The 17,483-nt window shown below is 70.8% G+C and carries 17 protein-coding genes; 7 read left to right on the forward strand and 10 right to left on the reverse strand.

Annotated features, from left to right (window positions below; genetic code table 11):
• Positions 1-2: 2 nt before the first annotated feature.
• The 9 genes from paaE to OL358_RS02385 all read right to left on the reverse strand — a co-directional run bounded on the left by paaE (position 3) and on the right by OL358_RS02385 (position 8,153).
• Positions 3-1,196 (reverse strand): 1,2-phenylacetyl-CoA epoxidase subunit PaaE, encoded by a 1,194-nt coding sequence (gene paaE, locus OL358_RS02345; protein WP_264708331.1) that lies wholly within the window; start codon positions 1,194-1,196, stop codon positions 3-5.
• Positions 1,196-1,708 (reverse strand): 1,2-phenylacetyl-CoA epoxidase subunit PaaD, encoded by a 513-nt coding sequence (gene paaD / locus OL358_RS02350; RefSeq protein WP_413631484.1) that lies wholly within the window; start codon positions 1,706-1,708, stop codon positions 1,196-1,198. Before paaD ends, paaE begins: the two co-directional genes overlap by 1 nt.
• Before the next feature lie 113 nt (positions 1,709-1,821).
• On the reverse strand, positions 1,822-2,646 hold the full coding sequence (gene paaC, locus OL358_RS02355; protein ID WP_264708333.1) for a 1,2-phenylacetyl-CoA epoxidase subunit PaaC: 825 nt from the start codon (positions 2,644-2,646) through the stop codon (positions 1,822-1,824).
• Positions 2,643-2,948, reverse strand: coding sequence for a 1,2-phenylacetyl-CoA epoxidase subunit PaaB (paaB, locus tag OL358_RS02360; RefSeq protein ID WP_056119062.1), 306 nt, complete (start codon positions 2,946-2,948; stop codon positions 2,643-2,645). Before paaB ends, paaC begins: the two co-directional genes overlap by 4 nt.
• Entirely contained in the window at positions 2,948-3,946 is a 999-nt protein-coding gene (gene paaA / locus OL358_RS02365; RefSeq protein WP_413631332.1) for a 1,2-phenylacetyl-CoA epoxidase subunit PaaA, read from the reverse strand. Before paaA ends, paaB begins: the two co-directional genes overlap by 1 nt.
• A 44-nt stretch (positions 3,947-3,990) precedes the next feature.
• Positions 3,991-4,395 (reverse strand): hydroxyphenylacetyl-CoA thioesterase PaaI, encoded by a 405-nt coding sequence (paaI, locus tag OL358_RS02370; RefSeq protein WP_264708335.1) that lies wholly within the window; start codon positions 4,393-4,395, stop codon positions 3,991-3,993.
• Between the two features lie 91 nt (positions 4,396-4,486).
• Positions 4,487-6,574, reverse strand: a complete 2,088-nt coding sequence (paaZ, locus tag OL358_RS02375; protein ID WP_413631333.1) for a phenylacetic acid degradation bifunctional protein PaaZ — start codon at positions 6,572-6,574, stop codon at positions 4,487-4,489.
• The gene (locus OL358_RS02380; RefSeq protein WP_264708337.1) at positions 6,559-7,419 is read right to left on the reverse strand and encodes a 3-hydroxyacyl-CoA dehydrogenase family protein; all 861 of its coding nucleotides are present in this window, start codon (positions 7,417-7,419) and stop codon (positions 6,559-6,561) included. Before OL358_RS02380 ends, paaZ begins: the two co-directional genes overlap by 16 nt.
• Complete coding sequence (locus OL358_RS02385) at positions 7,416-8,153, reverse strand: enoyl-CoA hydratase/isomerase family protein (protein ID WP_264708338.1); 738 nt, start codon at positions 8,151-8,153, stop codon at positions 7,416-7,418. Before OL358_RS02385 ends, OL358_RS02380 begins: the two co-directional genes overlap by 4 nt.
• A 191-nt stretch (positions 8,154-8,344) precedes the next feature.
• Here OL358_RS02385 and OL358_RS02390 point away from each other — a divergent pair, with 191 nt between their 5' ends.
• Positions 8,345-8,962, forward strand: coding sequence for a TetR/AcrR family transcriptional regulator (locus OL358_RS02390; protein ID WP_264708339.1), 618 nt, complete (start codon positions 8,345-8,347; stop codon positions 8,960-8,962).
• A gap of 89 nt (positions 8,963-9,051) precedes the next feature.
• Here OL358_RS02390 and OL358_RS02395 read toward each other — a convergent pair whose 3' ends face one another.
• Complete coding sequence (locus OL358_RS02395) at positions 9,052-10,434, reverse strand: MFS transporter (RefSeq protein ID WP_264708340.1); 1,383 nt, start codon at positions 10,432-10,434, stop codon at positions 9,052-9,054.
• Between the two features lie 119 nt (positions 10,435-10,553).
• Here OL358_RS02395 and OL358_RS02400 point away from each other — a divergent pair, with 119 nt between their 5' ends.
• From OL358_RS02400 to OL358_RS02425, 6 genes are all read left to right on the forward strand, one after another.
• Positions 10,554-12,164: a fumarylacetoacetate hydrolase family protein gene (locus OL358_RS02400; RefSeq protein WP_264708341.1), complete on the forward strand. Its 1,611-nt coding sequence runs from the start codon at positions 10,554-10,556 to the stop codon at positions 12,162-12,164.
• On the forward strand, positions 12,161-12,871 hold the full coding sequence (locus OL358_RS02405; protein ID WP_264708342.1) for a GntR family transcriptional regulator: 711 nt from the start codon (positions 12,161-12,163) through the stop codon (positions 12,869-12,871). The genes OL358_RS02400 and OL358_RS02405 overlap by 4 nt, the downstream gene beginning before the upstream one ends.
• A 52-nt stretch (positions 12,872-12,923) precedes the next feature.
• A complete protein-coding gene (gene hpaE, locus OL358_RS02410; protein WP_264708343.1) occupies positions 12,924-14,435 on the forward strand; it encodes a 5-carboxymethyl-2-hydroxymuconate semialdehyde dehydrogenase in 1,512 nt (503 codons plus the stop codon).
• Between the two features lie 116 nt (positions 14,436-14,551).
• Positions 14,552-15,712: a 3,4-dihydroxyphenylacetate 2,3-dioxygenase gene (hpaD, locus tag OL358_RS02415; protein ID WP_264708344.1), complete on the forward strand. Its 1,161-nt coding sequence runs from the start codon at positions 14,552-14,554 to the stop codon at positions 15,710-15,712.
• A gap of 146 nt (positions 15,713-15,858) precedes the next feature.
• Positions 15,859-16,644 carry a fumarylacetoacetate hydrolase family protein gene (locus OL358_RS02420; RefSeq protein WP_264708345.1) on the forward strand — a complete coding sequence of 262 codons (786 nt, stop codon included), beginning with the start codon at positions 15,859-15,861 and terminating at the stop codon, positions 16,642-16,644.
• Positions 16,629-17,429 carry an HpcH/HpaI aldolase/citrate lyase family protein gene (locus OL358_RS02425; RefSeq protein ID WP_264708346.1) on the forward strand — a complete coding sequence of 267 codons (801 nt, stop codon included), beginning with the start codon at positions 16,629-16,631 and terminating at the stop codon, positions 17,427-17,429. Before OL358_RS02420 ends, OL358_RS02425 begins: the two co-directional genes overlap by 16 nt.
• Positions 17,430-17,483: the final 54 nt, after the last annotated feature.

A 17,483-nucleotide genomic window follows, 5' to 3' on the forward strand; every position in this document is an offset into this window, starting at 1 on the left:
CCTCACACGTCGTAGTCGACCACGACCCGGTCGGTCGTGGGGTGCGATTGGCAGGTCAGGATGTAGCCGCGCTCGAGCTCGTCGGGTTCGAGCGCGTAGTTCTCGGTCATGGTCACAGAGCCCTCGACGAGCCGGGCGCGGCAGGTGCCGCACACACCGCCCGCGCACGCGAACGGCGCGTCCGGCCGCACGCGCAGCGCCGCGTTGAGGATGGATTCGTGCGCCGCCACCGGGCTCTCGACGGTCGCCGACTGGCCGTCGAGAGTGACCTCGATGCGCAGCACGGGTTCGTCCGCCCGCACCTGCACGGCCCGCCCGGACGGCGCCTCGACGCGGCCGGCCTCGCCGGTCGTGAACAGCTCGTACCGCACGTGCGCGGGCTCGACGCCGATGTCGGCGAGCGTGTCGCGGCACAGCTGCACGAGTTCGAACGGCCCGCACAGGAACCACTCGTCGACGGTGTCGGGAAGCACGAGGGCGTCCAGGATGCGGCGCAGGCGCTCCTCGTCGATGCGGCCCGACAGCAGCGGCGCGGCGCGCTGCTCGCGCGAGAGCACATGGTGCAGCGCCAACCGCGAAGGGTAGCGGTCCTTGAGGTCGGCGAGCTCCTCGAGGAACATCACGTCGGTCGTGGACCGGTTCGTGTAGACGAGGGTGAATCGGGAGGTCTCGGACCGCGCGAGCACGGTCGCGGCGAGCGCCATCAGCGGCGTGATGCCCGAGCCTGCGGCGATTCCCGCGACATGAGCGCCATCGAGCTCGGCCAGCGTCGAGGTGAAGGTGCCCTGCGGGCTCATCACGTCGAGCTCGTCGCCGGGCCGCAGCTCGGTCTGCGCCCAGGTCGAGAAGCGGCCGCCCTGATCGCGCTTGATCGCGACGCTGATCGACCCCGCGCCCGTCGCGAGGTCGGTGCCGGGCGGGCGGCACAGCGAGTAGGAGCGGCGCACTTCGTGACCGTCGAGCTGGGTGCGCAGGGCGACGTGCTGACCGGCGAGGTAGTCGAACTCGCCCTGGAGCTCCGCCGGGATCTCGAAGGTGACCTCGATCGCGGCATCCGTCAGCGGCCGCACGTCGGCGACGCGCAGCGCATGGAACCGGGTGCGCCGTCGAACCGAGGGGGCGGGGCCTCCCACCGCGCTCGCGAGCAGGGCGTCGGCGACGCGCTCGGCCTCGGCGACGTCGTGGTCGGTCGTCATCAGTGCACCTTGAAGTGGTCGAAGGGCTCGAGGCACGCACGGCACTCGTAGAGCGCCTTGCACGAGGTCGAGCCGAAGCGGGCGAGCTCCTTCGTGTCGAGCGATCCGCACCGCGGGCACTTGACGGCGAGCGCGACGCGGACCGGGCCGGCGGCCGCGCGCCCGGTCGGCGGCGCGATGCCGTACGCGCGCAGCTTCTCCTTGCCCGACTCGCTCATCCAGTCGGTGGTCCACGCGGGCGCGAGCGTCACCCGCACCGCGACATCGTCGAACCCGGCGTCGGTGAGTGCGAGCACGAGGTCGTCGCGGATCGTGTCGACGGCGGGGCACCCGGAGTAGGTGGGCGTGATCGTCACCGCCACGCGTCCCCCGTCGACCGAGACGTCGCGCAGCACCCCGAGGTCCTCGATCGTGAGCACCGGCACCTCCGGGTCGACGACGGCCGCGGCCACGCGGCGCGCGCGCTCGGCCGTCACCGGCTCGGTCGCCGCGCTCGCCCGTACCGTACTCAGGACGGTCGCGGCCGAGCCGGATCGAGGGCCGCGGATTTCCGCCGGCGCGGCGGCCGGAAGCGGCACCGATCCTGAGAACGGTACGGGCTGCGCGTGAGCACCGGCGACCGCGGTCACCACGTCGCCCCCGGATGCTGTCGCGCCAGCACCTGCATCTCTGCGAGCACGTAGCCCAGGGTCGAGAAGTGCGATCCGCGACGACCGCCGCCGGATGACGCGAAGCCGGCCGGCGTCTCGATCCCGGCCTCGGCGAAGACCGCCGCGATCACCGCGTCGAACGGCGCGCGCAGGGTCGACGGGCGCACTGCGATGCCCTCGAGCCGATCGATCAGCGGCTCGTCACGGAAGAGCTCGTCGGCGTAGGGCCACACGTCGGCGACGGCGCGCAGCATCCGCTCTCTGGACTCGTCCGTGCCGCCGGCGAGTCGCAGCGTCCACTGCACGGCGTGGTCGCGGTGGTACTCGACCTCTTTCACCGACTTCGCGGCGATCGCGGCGAGCGTCTCGTCGGATGACCGCTGCAGTGCCGTGTACAGCTCGTACTGGAAGACGGATGCCGCCAGCTGGCGTGCGATCGTCTGGGCGAAGTCGCCGTTGGGCTGCTCGAACAGCCACGCGCTGCGGAACTCGGGCTCGTCGCGCCAGTAGGCCAGGTCGTCCTCGGTCCGCCCGTCGGCCGTGCCCGCGTAGTGCAGGAGCGAGCGGGCGTGGCCGAGGAGGTCGAGCGCGATGTTGCCGAGGGCGACGTCCTCCTCGAGCTCGGGTGCGCGGGCGATCCAGGCGCCGAGCTGCTGCGACAGGATCAGCGCGTCGTCGCCGAGCCACAGCGCGTACTCGGCGACATCTGCCGACGCGACGTGACCGTCGACACCGGCGAGCTCGGCGGAGAGCTCGGTCTCGGCGACCGTGACGTCGCCGTGGGTGAACTCCTCGCTCACAGGTGCGGCACCCCCTCGGAGGCCGTGTAGTAGACGGCGTGGCGGTAGTTCTTGCCGGCCGGGCTCTCGAAGAAGGCGCCCTTCGAATCCGGGTCGCTCGTCGTGATCGCGTCGGCGGGCACGACCCACACGCTCGTCCCCTCGCCGCGGCGGGTGTACAGGTCGCGCGCGTTGCGCAGGGCGAACTCGGCGTCGGGGGCGTGCAGCGAGCCGGCGTGCACATGGCTGAGGCCGCGGCTCGCGCGCACGAACACCTCCCACAGCGGCCACGTCTCGCGTGCCGAGGCACCGGGGGTCGTCATCATGCCACCTGCCCTTCCATGCGCACGGCCTGCTTGCGCGCGTACTCGGCAGCAGCCTCCCTCACCCAGGCGCCGTCCTCGTGCGCGTTCCGCCGGTTGCGCAGGCGCTCGGCGTTCATCGGCCCGCGCCCACGCAGCACCTCGTGGAACTCGGTCCAGTCGATCTCACTCGTGTGCCAGCGCTTCTCGTCCTCGATCCACCGCAGCTCGGGGTCGGGAAGGGTGACGCCGAGCACCTCGGCCTGCGGCACCAGCATCCCGATGAACCGCTGGCGCAGCTCGTCGTTCGAGAACCGCTTGATCTTCCACGCGGTCGACTGCGCCGAGTTCGGGGACTGGTCGTCGGGCGGACCGAACATCATGAGGCTCGGCCAGTACCAGCGGTTCACGGCATCCTGCGCCATCTCGCGCTGTGCGGGCGTGCCCTGCATGAGCGACAGCAGGATCTCGAAGCCCTGCCGCTGGTGGAACGACTCCTCCTTGCAGATGCGCACCATCGCGCGACCGTACGGACCGTACGATGCACGGCACAGCGGCACCTGGTTGCAGATCGCGGCGCCGTCCACCAGCCAGCCGATCGCGCCCATGTCCGCCCACGTCGGCGTCGGGTAGTTGAAGATCGACGAGTACCGCGCCTTGCCGTCGATCAGCTGCTGCGTCATCTCGTCGCGCGTGATCCCGAGCGTCTGCGCGGCGGAGTACAGGTACAGGCCGTGACCCGCCTCGTCCTGCACCTTGGCCATGAGGATCGCCTTGCGCTTGAGGCTCGGTGCTCGAGTGATCCAGTTGCCCTCGGGCTGCATGCCGATGATCTCGGAGTGCGCGTGCTGCGAGATCTGCCGGATCAGCGTCTTGCGGTAGGCCTCGGGCATCCAGTCCCGCGGCTCGATGCGCTGCTCGGCGGCGATCAGGTCGTCGAAGCGCGCCTGCTCGGCGGCCTCATCGGGGGCGGCCGTCGCCGGTTCCCGAGCCTGTCGAAGGGTGGGTGCAGTCATCATCGACTCCTCAATTACAGACCGTTCGTTCAGTAAAGTCTACCTCGTCACTCGGCCGGGTGCGTGCGGCGCGTCGTGAACGACCGGCCGCGGAACTCGGCGACCACGTCGCCGGTCTCGTCGGTCACGGTCACGTCGTACAGCCCGGTGCGCCCGGACAGCGTGCGGCGGCGCGCGTGGGCCGTGAGGGTCTGTCCCGCGCGGGTGGCCTTGAGGAAGGCGATGTCGGCGCCGGCGGCGACGGTCACGTCCTCGTCCTCGTTGCAGGCGATCGCGAACGCCGTGTCGGCGAGGGCGAACACCATTCCGCCGTGGGTGATGGCGAAGCCGTTGGTCATGTCCTCGCGCACGCGCATCGAGACGACGGACTCGCCCGGCTCATCGCGCTCGACGACCATCCCCAGCGCAGCCGACGCGCGGTCGCGCTGCATCATCGGTCGCGGCTCGCTCATGACGCGACCCCTCCGCAGGCGCGGTCGAAACCTGCATCCGCGGCCGACGCCTTCAGCCGCGTTCGCAGGTTTCGACCGCGCGAAGGGATGCTCACGGCGCGACCGCCTCGGCCTGCTCCTTGGCGACGAGCGTCAGCACGTCGTACGTCGCGACGAGCTCGTCGTCCTGGTTGCGGATGACGGCATCCCAGCGCACCTCGCCGTACTCGTCGGTCTCGCGCGGCGTGATCTGCTTCGCAGTGAGCACGACGCGGATGTCGTCACCCGGCGACACCGGCGTGACGAAGCGGAGGTTCTCGAGGCCGGAGTTCGCGAGCACGGGGCCGGGCTCCGGATCGACGAACAGCCCCGCCGCCCACGACACCAGCAGGTAGCCGTGCGCGACGCGGCCGGGGAAGAAGGGGTTGGCGGCCGCCGCCTCCTCGTCCATGTGCGCGTAGAAGAGGTCGCCGGTGAAGTTCGCGAAGGTCTCGATATCGTCGAGCGTCACCCGGCGCGACCCCGAGACGACCTGGTCGCCGATCGCGAGTTCGGACAGCGACTTGCGGAACGGGTGACGGTCGGAGCGGGATGCCGCGCCCTGGTGCCATACGCCGGTGAGGGCGGTCAGCATCTCGGGCGAACCCTGGACGGCCGTGCGCTGCATGTGGTGGAGAACGGCGCGGATGCCGCCGAGCTCCTCGCCTCCGCCGGCGCGGCCGGGACCGCCGTGCACGAGGTGCGGCACCGGCGCACCGTGCCCGGTCGAGGTGCGCGCGTCGTCGCGATCGAGGAACAGGATGCGGCCGTTGTACGCCGCGGTGCGCGAGAGCAGGGTGGCGGCGACGGCCGGGTCGTTGGTGGCGACGCTCGTCACCAGCGAGCCCCCGCCGAGGCTCACGAGGTCGGCCGCCTCGTCGACGGTGTCGTACGGCAGCACGCTGGCGACCGGCCCGAAGGCCTCCACGCGGTGCACGGCCGGGGCCGCGGCATCCGTGAAGCCGATCAGCAGCGGCTCGACGAACGCGCCCTGATCGGCGACACCCGCGGAGCCGTCCGCACGCACGACGGTCGGCGGTTCGGTGGAGCCCAGCAGGAGCCGGCCGCCCTCGTCCACGAGCGCGGCGACGCTGCGCAGCACTTCGTCGCGCTGCTCGAGCGACACGAGCGGACCCATCGTCACGGATGCGGCGTGGGGGTCGCCGAGCACCACGCGCTCGGCGATCTTCGCGCGCAGCGCGTCGACGAGCGCGTCGACCTGTCCCGCGGGCACGATCGCGCGACGGATCGCCGTGCACTTCTGACCCGCCTTGGTCGTCATCTCGACAAGGAGCTGCCGCACGTACGCGTCGAACTCGGGCGTGCCCGGCACGGCATCGGGGCCGAGCACCGAGGCGTTGATCGAGTCCGTCTCGTTCGTGAAGCGCACTCCCCCGGTCTGCACCGACGCGTGCGCGCGCAGGCGGTCGGCCGTCGAGGCGCTGCCGGTGAAGCCGACGAGGTCGCCGAGCCGCAGGTGATCGAAGAGTCCCGGCACGCTGCCGCTCACGAGCTGCAGCGATCCGTCCGGGAGAAGTCCGGTCTCGACGAGGATGCGCACCCACGCCTCGGCCACGTACGCGGTCGGTGTCGCGGGCTTCACCAGCGTCGGCACTCCCGCCAGGAAGGCCGGAGCGAACTTCTCCAGCGCGCCCCACATCGGGAAGTTGAAGGCGTTGATCTGCACGGCGACGCCGGGCAGGCGCGTGTAGACGTGACGGCCGAGGAACGAGCCGTCCTTCGACAGCACCTCGACCGGACCGTCGAGGTAGACCTGCCCGTTCGGCAGCTCCCGCCGGCCCTTCGACGAGTAGGTGAAGAGCACGCCGATGCCGCCGTCGACGTCGTTGAGCGAGTCGCGCTCGGTCGCACCGGCGCGCTTGGACAGGTCGTACAGCTCCAGTTTGCGCTCGGTCAGCGCCTGCGCGAACTGCTTGAGCAGCACGGCGCGCTGATGGAAGGTCAACGCGCCGAGGCTCGCCTGCCCCACCGTGCGCGCATACTCGAGCGCGCCCGCGAGGTCCACGCCGTCCGTGCTCACGCGGCACACCGGCTCGCCCGTCGACGCGTCGCGCACGACGACGCCGGCTGTGGCATCCGTCGGCGTCCACCACTGCTCGCGCAGATAGCTGGGGAGGGTGTCGGTCACTGGTCGCTCCATTCGTAGAATCCGCTGCCGGTCTTCCGCCCGAGGCGGCCCTCGGCGACCATGCGCCGCAGCAGCTCCGGCGGGGCGAAGCGCTCGCCCAGCTTCGCGTGGAGCTCCTCGGCGATTCCCAGCCGCACATCGAGACCGACGATGTCGGTCGTGCGCAGCGGACCGGTCGGATGCCGGTATCCGAGCTCCATCGCGGCGTCGATGTCGGCGGGCGAGGCCACACCCTCCTCGACCATGCGGATCGCCTCGAGCGCGAGCGCGACACCCAGGCGGCTCGACGCGAAGCCCGGCGCATCCCTGACGACGACGGCGGTCTTGCCGAGCGCCGCCACCCACGCGCGGGCGTCGTCCACGAGACCCGGTGCGGTGGCGGACCCGATCACGACTTCGACGAGGGCCGACGGCGGCACCGGGTTGAAGAAGTGGAGGCCGAGGAATCGCTCGGGCCGGGAGAGTCCCGCGGCGAGGTCGTCGATCGAGATCGAGGACGTGTTGGTCGCGAGCGCCGCGTCGCCGGCGACGGCTTCGACCCGGCGCAGGGCGTCGAGCTTGAGGGTGCGATCCTCCGGAACGGCCTCGATCACGAGCGCGCACTCGGCGAACGCCGCGACATCCGTCGCCGTCGTGAACGCCCCCTCGAGGTCGGTGATCGTGCGCGCCGTGGATCCGCGCTCGACGGCCTTCTCGAGGCTGGCGCGGAGGCGAGCGGATGCCGCCGCCGCCGCGTCGTCGTCGCGTTCGACGACGACCAGCTCGGCGCCGGCGAGGGCGAAGGCGTGCGCGATGCCCGCGCCCATCCGGCCCCCGCCGAGCACGCCGACCCGGGCCGGGACGCCGTCGGCGGTCATCGCGGGCGCCGTTCGAGGAAAGCGGTCATGCGGCGCTCCTTCTCGGGGCTCTCGAAGAGCTCGGCCTGCAGCTCGAGCTCGATGCCGGGGTGCGCGTCCGCGGGCGCGGCGAGCGCGCGCTTCGTGTGCTGCGTCGCGAGCGGATCGTTCGCGGCGATGCGATCGGCGAGGGCGTGCGCGGCGGCGAGGAGGTCGTCGGGCTCGTGCAGGGACGACAGCAGACCCCACGCGACGGCCTCGTCGGCGTCGAGGATGCGCCCCGTCAGCAGCAGCTCGGCCGCGCGGGCCTCGCCGACGATCTGCGGCAGACGCCAGGTGGCACCGGCGGCCGCGATGATTCCGAGGCCGGTCTCGGGGTTGCCGATCTTGACGCGCGGCGTGCCGATGCGCAGGTCGGCGGCGTACGCGAGCTCGGCCCCGCCGCCGAGGGCGTAGCCGTCGACGGCCGCGATCACGGGCATCGGGAGGGCGCGCACCCGCTCGAAGGCGTGCGTGTTGATGCCGCGGCGCGCATCGGCGGCGCGGCGCTCGCGCAGCTGCGCGATGTCGGCTCCGGATGCGAACACGCCGCCCGACCCGATGAGGATGAGTGCGCGCGGGGTCGACTCGAGTTCGGCGCACAGCTCGTGCAGACCGTCGATCATGTCCTGGTCGATCGCGTTGCGCACGTCGGGGCGTGCGAGGGTCGCGACGACGCGGTCGTCAGCGGTCTCGACGCGCAGCGAGTCACTCATCGGCATCCTCTCGTCCGCTCCGTTGCGGCCGCCCCCATAATACCTGTCCGATCGTTCAGTAATGAATCGCGCGTCACGGTCTCTCGAGTCGCCAAGACACGCCGGCCGCGACAGCGAGATCGCGGCGTGTCTTGGCGACTCGGTACCGGCCACGAACGGTCTGCACGGGAGCGCGGTGCAAGACTGGGCGCATGTCCGCCACCACCAGCCCCGGCGCCGCCGCAGCGCCACGCCGTGGTCGCCCCGGCTACGACCGGGCGCAGGTGCTCGCGATCGCGGTGGAGCTGTTCAACGAGCAGGGCTACGACGCGACGTCGGTGGCGGATGTCGCGACCCGCCTCGGTCTCACGAAGTCGGCGCTGTACCACCACTTTGACTCGAAGGAGCAGCTGCTCGCGCTCGCCGTCGACGAGGCGCTCAGCGGACTCGAGGGCGTGCTCGAGCTTCCGGACGCACGCCGGGGGTCGGCATCCGAACGTCTCGCCGCGGTGCTGCACGGTGCGGTCGGCGTGCTCGTCCAGCGCCTCCCGTACGTCACGCTGCTGCTGCGCGTGCGGGGAAACAGCGACGTCGAGCGGGCCGCCCTCGAGAGACGCCGCGCGTTCGACCACCGCGTGACGGACCTCGTCGAGGAGGCGCAGCGCGAGGGTCTCGTGCGCGACGACCTCGACGGCGCCGTCGCCACACGGCTCGTGTTCGGCATGGTCAACTCGATCGTCGAGTGGTACCGCCCCGGCGGATCGGTCGACGCCGACCGCCTCGCGCACGACATCGTCGCCGTCGCCCTCGACGGCATGCGCACGCGCTGAGCCGCGGCATCCCCCGTTCGTCTCTACGAAATCGACCTCCGGCGGGGCGCCGAAGGTCGGTTTCGTACAGCTGAATCCCGGCGGGCGGGTCAGACCTTCGCGAGACCCCGAATGGGGCTGACCGCCTGCTCCGCCTCGTGGTCGGGACCGAGCGGGATGCCGCTGCGATCGCGCAGCAGCAGGGTGGCGACGAGTCCCACGAGGGTCATGCCGGCGAGGTACCACGTCACCGACATCGTCGTTCCGGTCTCCTTCACGAGCCACGTCGCGATGAGCGGGGCGAAGGCGCCGCCGAAGATCGCGCCGATCGCGTACGAGATCGAGACGCCCGAGAACCGGATGGATGCCGGGAACAGCTCCGAGTACAGCGCCGCCTGCGGTCCGTACGTGAAGCCGAGGCCGATCGTGAGGATCGCGAGCCCGAGGAACAGCAGCCCGACCTCGCCAGTGTTCACCAGCGGGAAGAGCAGGAACACCCCACCCAGCTGCAGGATCCAGCCGATGATGTACGTGCTGCGCCGACCGATGCGGTCCGACACGAACCCGGCCGCGAGCGTGGAGAGCAGCCAGGTGACCGCCGAGCCCGCGACCGCCCACAGCACCGGACCGCGCTCGAGCGCGAGCGGACCGTCGGGCGACGTGGCGTATCCCTGGATGTACCCGCCGGTGGTCATGTATCCGACGGCGTTGTTCCCGGCGAAGACGAGCGCGGCGATCACGACGAGCAGCGCGTGCTTGCGGAACAGCTGCAGGATCGGCGTCTGCGCCTTCTCCTTGCGCTCGGCGAGCTCGGTGAACACCGGGCTCTCCTCGACGCGGCGGCGCACGTACCAGCCCACCAGGATCAGCACGACGCTCAGCAGGAACGGCACGCGCCAGCCCCACTCGAGGAACGCGTCGCCGGGAGCGATCATCGCCATGAGCGCCATCACACCGGACGCCAGCAGCAGGCCGAGGGGAACGCCGATCTGGGGTGACGCGCCGAACGCGCCGCGGCGCGACCTCGGCGCGTGCTCGACGGCCATGAGGACGGCGCCGCCCCACTCGCCGCCCGCCGACAGTCCCTGCAGGATGCGCAGCAGCACGAGCAGGATCGGCGCCCAGATGCCGATGGCCTCGTACGTCGGAAGGACGCCGATGAGCGCCGTCGCGGCGCCCATCAGGATGAGCGTCCACATGAGCACGACCTTGCGGCCGAACTTGTCTCCGAAGTGGCCAGCCAGGAACGCGCCGAGGGGACGGAAGAGGAAGCTGATGCCGACCGTGGCGAAGCCCACGAGCAGGCTGTCCGCGCCGAGCGGTGCGAAGAAGAGCTGCCCGAACACGAGCCCGACGGCCGTCGCGTAGATGAAGAAGTCGTACCACTCGACGGTCGTGCCGACGACGGTGGCGAAGACGACGCGACGCCGATCGACGGGGCTCGCGATGGTGCCGGTGGGTGTGAAACCCGGATCTGGCTGCGATGAACTCATGGTGCGACTCCTGTGTCTGGGGGTTGACGACTTCGTCACCGGCGATGTTTCGCGAGGGTATTGCCGGACGTGCGACGATCATATACGATTTCAGATACGACGCAAGAGTGAGGACGCTCATGATGGACGACAAGGCCTCGGATGCCGCATCCGGCACCGATCCCCGGTTCGCCGCCCTCCCCGGGCGCCCGGGCAAGGTGATCGCGATCCACCTGAGCTACGAGTCCCGCGCCGACCAGCGCGGGCGGCGGCCGCAGCATCCGTCGTACTTCTTCAAGCCCTCCAGTTCGCTCGCCCCGACCGGTGCGACCATCGAGCGCCCCGCGGGCACCGAACTGCTCGCGTACGAGGGCGAGATCGCCCTCGTGATCGGGACCCCCGCCCGCCGGGTCTCCCTCGCCGACGCATGGAATCACGTGGGCCACGTCACCGCGGCGAACGACTTCGGCCTCTACGACCTGCGTGCGAACGACAAGGGCTCGAACGTGCGGTCCAAGGGCGGCGACGGCTACACCCCGATCGGTCCGGCCCTGCTCGACGCCCGCTCGGTCGATCCCGCGAGCCTTCGCGTGCGCACGTGGCGCAACGGCGAGCTCGTGCAGGACGACACCGCCGGCGGCTTGATCTTCCCTCTGTCGCAGCTCGTCGCCGACCTGTCCCAGCACTTCACGCTCGAGACGGGCGACGTGATCCTCACCGGGACCCCGGCCGGCTCGTCGGTCGCCGTTCCCGGAGACCTCATCGAGGTCGAGGTCGACGTGCCCGGCGGAGCCTCGACAGGTCGCCTGGCCACCACCGTCGTGCAGGGCGAGGTGGCGTTCGACGCCGGTCTCGGCTCGCTCCCCGCCGTCGACGACCTTCAGCGCACCGAGGCCTGGGGCTCGCCCGCGGCCGCCGGGACCCCGGCCGAGAACTCGTCCGCCGCCTCGGTCTCGTCGGCCGCCGGCCTGCCCGCGTCGGTTTCGTCCGCAGGAGAAATCGCTCCCGCAGGAGGATCCGGCGCGGATGCTCCTGCGCAGCGGATTTCTCCTGCACTGACACCCGCGCTCCGCGCGAAGCTCGAGGCGGTTCCGGTCGCGGGGCTCTCCGCGCAGCTGCGCAAGCGCGGACTCGACAACGTGACGATCGACGGTGTGCGGCCGCTCCACCCCGGCGCCAAGCTCGTCGGCATCGCCCGCACGCTGCGGTTCGTGCCGCTGCGGGAGGACCTCTTCGAGAGCCACGGCGGCGGCTACAACGCGCAGAAGCGCGCGTTCGACGCCGTCGGCGAGGGCGAGGTCATCGTGATCGAGGCCCGCGGCGAGTCCGGTTCGGGAACGCTCGGCGACATCCTCGCGATCCGCGCCCACGCCCGCGGCGCCGCCGGCATCGTCACCGACGGCGGCGTGCGCGATGCGGATGCCGTGACGGGCGTCGGCATCCCGGTGTACACGGCAGGGGCGCACCCTGCGGTACTCGGTCGCAAGCACGTCCCGTGGGACCACGACGTGACGATCGGATGCGGCGGCACGACCGTCCAGCCCGGTGACGTCATCGTCGGCGACGCGGACGGCGTGATCGTCATCCCGCCCGCGCTCGCCGAGGAGGTCGCCGATGCGGCCCTGGCACAGGAGGACGAGGACGCCTGGATCGCGCAGCGCGTCGCGGAGGGGCATCCGATCGACGGACTGTTCCCGATGAACCGCGAATGGCGCGCCCGCTTCGAGGCCGAGCGAGGAGAGGCGCGATGACCCCGTTCGAAGCCGCGCCCGCAACGGTGAACGACAGCGCGCTCAGCAAGTCGCAGCAGGCGTACCGCTGGATCAAGGACCGCATCGCGAATCAGGAGTTCACCCCGGGCTACCGGCTGGTCCTCGGTTCGATCGCCGGCGACCTCGACATGAGCGTCGTGCCGGTGCGCGAGGCGATCCGCCAGCTCGAGGCGGAGGGACTCGTCACGTTCGAACGGAACGTCGGCGCCCGCGTCTCGATGGTCGACGACTCGCAGTACCGGTTCAGCATGCAGGCGCTGTCGATCCTCGAGGGCACTGCGACGGCACTGTCGGCGCGGCGGCTCACCGCCGACGACATCCGCAACGCCCGGCGCATCAACGACCTGATGATCGAGACGCTCGAGCACTTCGATCCGAGGGCCTTCACGGCGCTCAACCAGGAGTTCCACGCCGCCCTGTACGAGAAGTGCGCCAACCCGCGCATGCTCGAGCTCGTGCGCGCGGAGTGGGCGCGCCTCGGGCACCTGCGCGACTCGACGTTCAGCTTCGTCCCCGGCCGCGCGCAGGAGTCCGTGCGCGAGCACGAGAGCATCCTCCAGCTGATCGAGGCCTCCGCCCCGCTGGGCGAGATCGAGAAGGTCGCCCGCCGGCACCGCGCCGCCACCCTCGACGCGTACATGATCCACGAGCATCCCGATGAGACGCTCGGCCTTCCCGCTTTCTAGTCCCGCCGGAGCGCGCCGGCGAGCGCGGCCCCGACTTCCCGAAGGAGCACCCATGACCGACACCACGACGCAGACGCGGCACGTGCCCGCCGACCTGCCCGACCACATCCGCCACTACATCGACGGCGAGTTCGTCGACTCGATCGACGGCGACACGTTCGACGTGCTCGACCCGGTGACGAACGAGACCTACCTTCAGGCCGCTGCCGGCAAGAAGGCCGACATCGACCGGGCCGTCGCGGCGGCGCGGCGTGCGTTCATCGAGGGGCCCTGGCCCCGGATGCTGCCCCGCGACCGGTCCCGGATCCTGCACCGGATCGCCGACATCGTCGAGTCGCGCGACAAGCGCCTCGCGGAGCTCGAGTCCTTCGACTCCGGCCTGCCGATCACGCAGGCGCTCGGTCAGGCCCGCCGCGCAGCCGAGAACTTCCGCTTCTTCGCCGACCTGATCGTCGCGCAGACGGACGACGCGTTCAAGGTGCCCGGACGGCAGCTCAACTACGTCAACCGCAAGCCGATCGGCGTCGCCGGCCTCATCACGCCGTGGAACACGCCGTTCATGCTCGAGTCGTGGAAGCTCGGTCCCGCGCTCGCGACGGGCAACACGGTGGTGCTCAAGCCCGCCGAGTTCACGCCGCTGTCGGCGTCGCTGTGGGCCGGGATCTTCGAGGAGGCCGGGCTGCCGCAGGGGGTCTTCAACCTCGTCAACGGACTCGGCGAGGATGCCGGAGACGCGCTGGTGAAGCATCCGGATGTGCCCCTCATCTCCTTCACCGGCGAGAGCTCGACGGGGCAGTTGATCTTCGGCAACGCCGCCCCGTTCCTGAAGGGCCTCTCGATGGAGCTGGGCGGCAAGTCCCCCGCGATCGTGTTCGCAGACGCCGACCTCGAGGCCGCGATCGACGCGACCATCTTCGGCGTCTTCTCGCTCAACGGCGAGCGCTGCACCGCCGGGTCGCGCATCCTCGTCGAGCGTGCGATCTACGACGAGTTCGTGGAGCGCTACGCCGCCCAGGCGTCGCGTGTGATCGTCGGCGACCCGCAGGATCCGGCGACCGAGGTCGGCGCACTGGTGCACCCCGAGCACTACGACAAGGTGATGTCGTACATCGAGATCGGCAAGACCGAGGCGCGTCTGGTCGCCGGCGGCGGGCGCCCCGAGGGGTTCTCCACGGGCAACTACGTCGCTCCGACGGTGTTCGCGGATGTCGCGCCCGACGCCCGCATCTTCCAGGAGGAGATCTTCGGTCCGGTCGTCGCGATCACACCGTTCGACACCGACGAAGAGGCCCTCGCGCTCGCGAACAACACCAAGTACGGGCTCGCCGCGTACCTGTGGACGAGCGACCTCAAGCGCGCCCACAACTTCTCGCAGGCCATCGAGGCCGGCATGGTGTGGCTCAACTCGAACAACGTCCGCGACCTGCGTACGCCCTTCGGCGGTGTGAAGGCCTCCGGTCTCGGCCACGAGGGCGGCTACCGTTCGATCGACTTCTACACCGACCAGCAGGCCGTGCACATCACGCTCGGCCCCGCCCACAACCCCACCTTCGGCAAGGACTGACCACCCCGCTGCCGTTTGTGCGGGCGAATGCGCGTCCCGACACCGGGACCAGCGGCATTTCTCCCGCACAAACGGACACCACTGACGGACACCACTGACGCAAGGACGCGACCGACATGACCCACCGCGACGACATGACCCTCACCTCCTCCGGCTACTACGTGAGCCAGGAGGCGCCCATCCGCTCCGACAACCCGGTGCCGACCCCGACCTCGCCGGCACCCGACGTGCTGCGCTGCGCCTACATGGAGCTCGTGGTCACCGACCTGGCCGCGTCACGCGTCTTCTACGTCGACGTGCTCGGGCTCTACGTCACCGAAGAGGACGAGAACGCGATCTACCTCCGCTCGACCGAGGAGTTCATCCACCACAACCTCGTGCTGCGACAGGGCGAGGTCGCCGCGGTCGCCGCCTTCTCGTACCGCGTGCGTTCCGCGGAGGACCTCGACAAGGCCGTCGCCTTCTATGAGGAGCTCGGCTGCGAGGTGCGCCGCAATCCCGACGGGTTCGTGAAGGGCATCGGCGACTCGGTGCGTGTGATCGACCCGCTCGGCTTCCCGTACGAGTTCTTCTTCCAGACCGAGCACGTCGAGCGGCTGTCGTGGCGCTACGACCTCCACACCCCGGGGGAGCTCGTGCGCCTGGACCACTTCAACCAGGTCACCCCCGACGTGCCCCGCGCGGTGAACTTCATGCAGTCCCTCGGGTTCCGGGTGACCGAGGACATCCAGGACGAGGACGGCACCGTCTACGCCGCCTGGATGCGCCGCAAGCCCACCGTGCACGACACCGCGATGACCGGCGGCGACGGGCCGCGCATGCACCACGTCGCGTTCGCCACGCACGAGAAGCACAACATCCTCGCGATCTGCGACAAGCTCGGCGCTCTCCGCCGCTCGGACGCGATCGAGCGCGGCCCGGGCCGCCACGGCGTCTCGAACGCGTTCTACCTCTACCTGCGCGACCCCGACGGTCACCGCGTCGAGATCTACACGCAGGACTACTACACCGGCGACCCCGACAACCCGGTGGTCACGTGGGATGTGCACGACAACCAGCGCCGTGACTGGTGGGGCAACCCCGTCGTCCCGTCCTGGTACACCGAGGCATCCCTCGTGCTCGACCTCGACGGCAACCCTCAGCCGGTCGTGGCGCGCACCGACTCGTCCGAGATGGCCGTGACGATCGGTGCCGACGGCTTCTCGTACACGCGCCCCGGAGAAGACTCGATGCCCGAGTACAAGCAGGGCGAGTACAAGCTCGGCCACCAGCTGTAGCCCCACCGTGCGTCTGTACCGTTTGCAGGATGGGGCCGCGCGCTCCCCCCACGGCTCCGCGCATACGCGCGGAGCCCGGGCGCTGATGCCGGCACCGGTCCTGAGAACGGTACATCGAACGGCACGAGAGACCTGAGGAGGATCGGATGCTTCACCCCGACGTGATCGCGCAGCTCGCGGCCGAGCTGGCCGAGGCCGACCGCACGCACGGCGTGATCCCGCGCATCACGGCGCGCTACCCGGACGCGACGATCGAGGACTCGTACGCGATCCAGGGTGTGTGGCGCGATCAGAACCTCGCTGCGGGGCGCGCGCTCGTCGGCCGCAAGATCGGCCTGACCTCGAAGGCGATGCAGCAGGCGACGGGCATCACCGAACCCGACTACGGCGTGATGTTCGACGACACGGTCTACGAGTCGGGCGCCGAGATCCCCGTCGACCTCTTCTCCAACGTGCGCATCGAGGTCGAGCTCGCATTCGTGCTCGCGAAGCCGCTCGCCGGACCTGACGCCACCCTCGAGGACGCGCTCGACGCGATCGACTACGCCGTCCCCGCCCTCGAGATCCTCAACTCGCACATCGAGCTGGAGGGTCGCACGATCGTCGACACGATCAGCGACAACGCCGCATACGGCGCGATGGTGCTCGGCGACGTCCGCAAGCGCCCCGACGAGATCGACCTGCGCTGGGTGCCGGGAGTGCTCTCCCGCAACGGCGAGATCGAGGAGACCGGCGTCGCCGCAGGAGTGCTCGGCCATCCCGCCACCGGGGTGGCCTGGCTCGCGAACAAGTTCGCACAGCATGGCGCCCGGCTCGAGGCGGGTGAGATCATCCTCGCGGGGTCGTTCACACGGCCGATGTGGGTTTCGCGCGGCGACGCCGTGCGCTGCGACTACGGACCGATGGGAGTCATCGAATGCCGCTTCGTCTGAATCCGACGTTCCGCGACGCGCTGGCGGGCGCCGACCGGCCGCTGGCCGGCATGTGGGTGTGCTCGGGATCCGCGCTCGTCGCCGAGATCTGCGCCGGCGCGGGTCTGGACTGGCTGCTCATCGACATGGAGCACTCCCCCAACGGCCTCGAATCGGTGCTCGCGCAGCTGCAGGCCGTCGGCGCCTACCCGGTCAGCCCGGTCGTGCGCGTGCCGATCGGCGACGTCGTCACCCTCAAGCAGGTGCTCGACCTCGGCGCGCAGAACATCCTCGTTCCGATGGTGTCGTCGGCCGCCGAGGCGGAGGAACTCGTCGCCGCCGTGCGGTACCCCCCGCGCGGCCGCCGGGGCGTGGGCTCAGCCCTCGCCCGCTCAGCCCGGTGGAACCGCGTCGACGACTATCTCGCCCACGCCGACGACCACGTGTCGCTGTTCGTCCAGATCGAGACCGTGGCGGGCGTCGACGCCGCGGCCGCCATCGCCGCGGTCGACGGCATCGACGGCGTGTTCGTCGGCCCGAGCGACCTCGCCGCCTCGATGGGGCTGCTGGGGCAGCAGACGCACCCGGATGTCGCAGCCGCCGTCACGCGCGCGTTCGACGGCGTCCGCGCCGCCGGAAAACCGGCAGGCGTGAACGCGTTCGACCCCGCAGCAGCGCGCGCCTACCTCGACGCGGGCGCAGCGTTCGTGCTCGTGGGAGCCGACGTCGCGCTCCTGGCGCGTGGGTCCGAGCGCCTCGCCGCGGACTTCGGCGCCGGCGGCACGCAGACCCGCACCTCGTACTGACCCGGGCCGCGCGGGGCATCCGTCCGCTCCCCACGCGAGTCGCTAAGACACGCC

Source organism: Microbacterium sp. SSM24 (assembly GCF_025989145.1).
Lineage (GTDB): Bacteria > Actinomycetota > Actinomycetes > Actinomycetales > Microbacteriaceae > Microbacterium.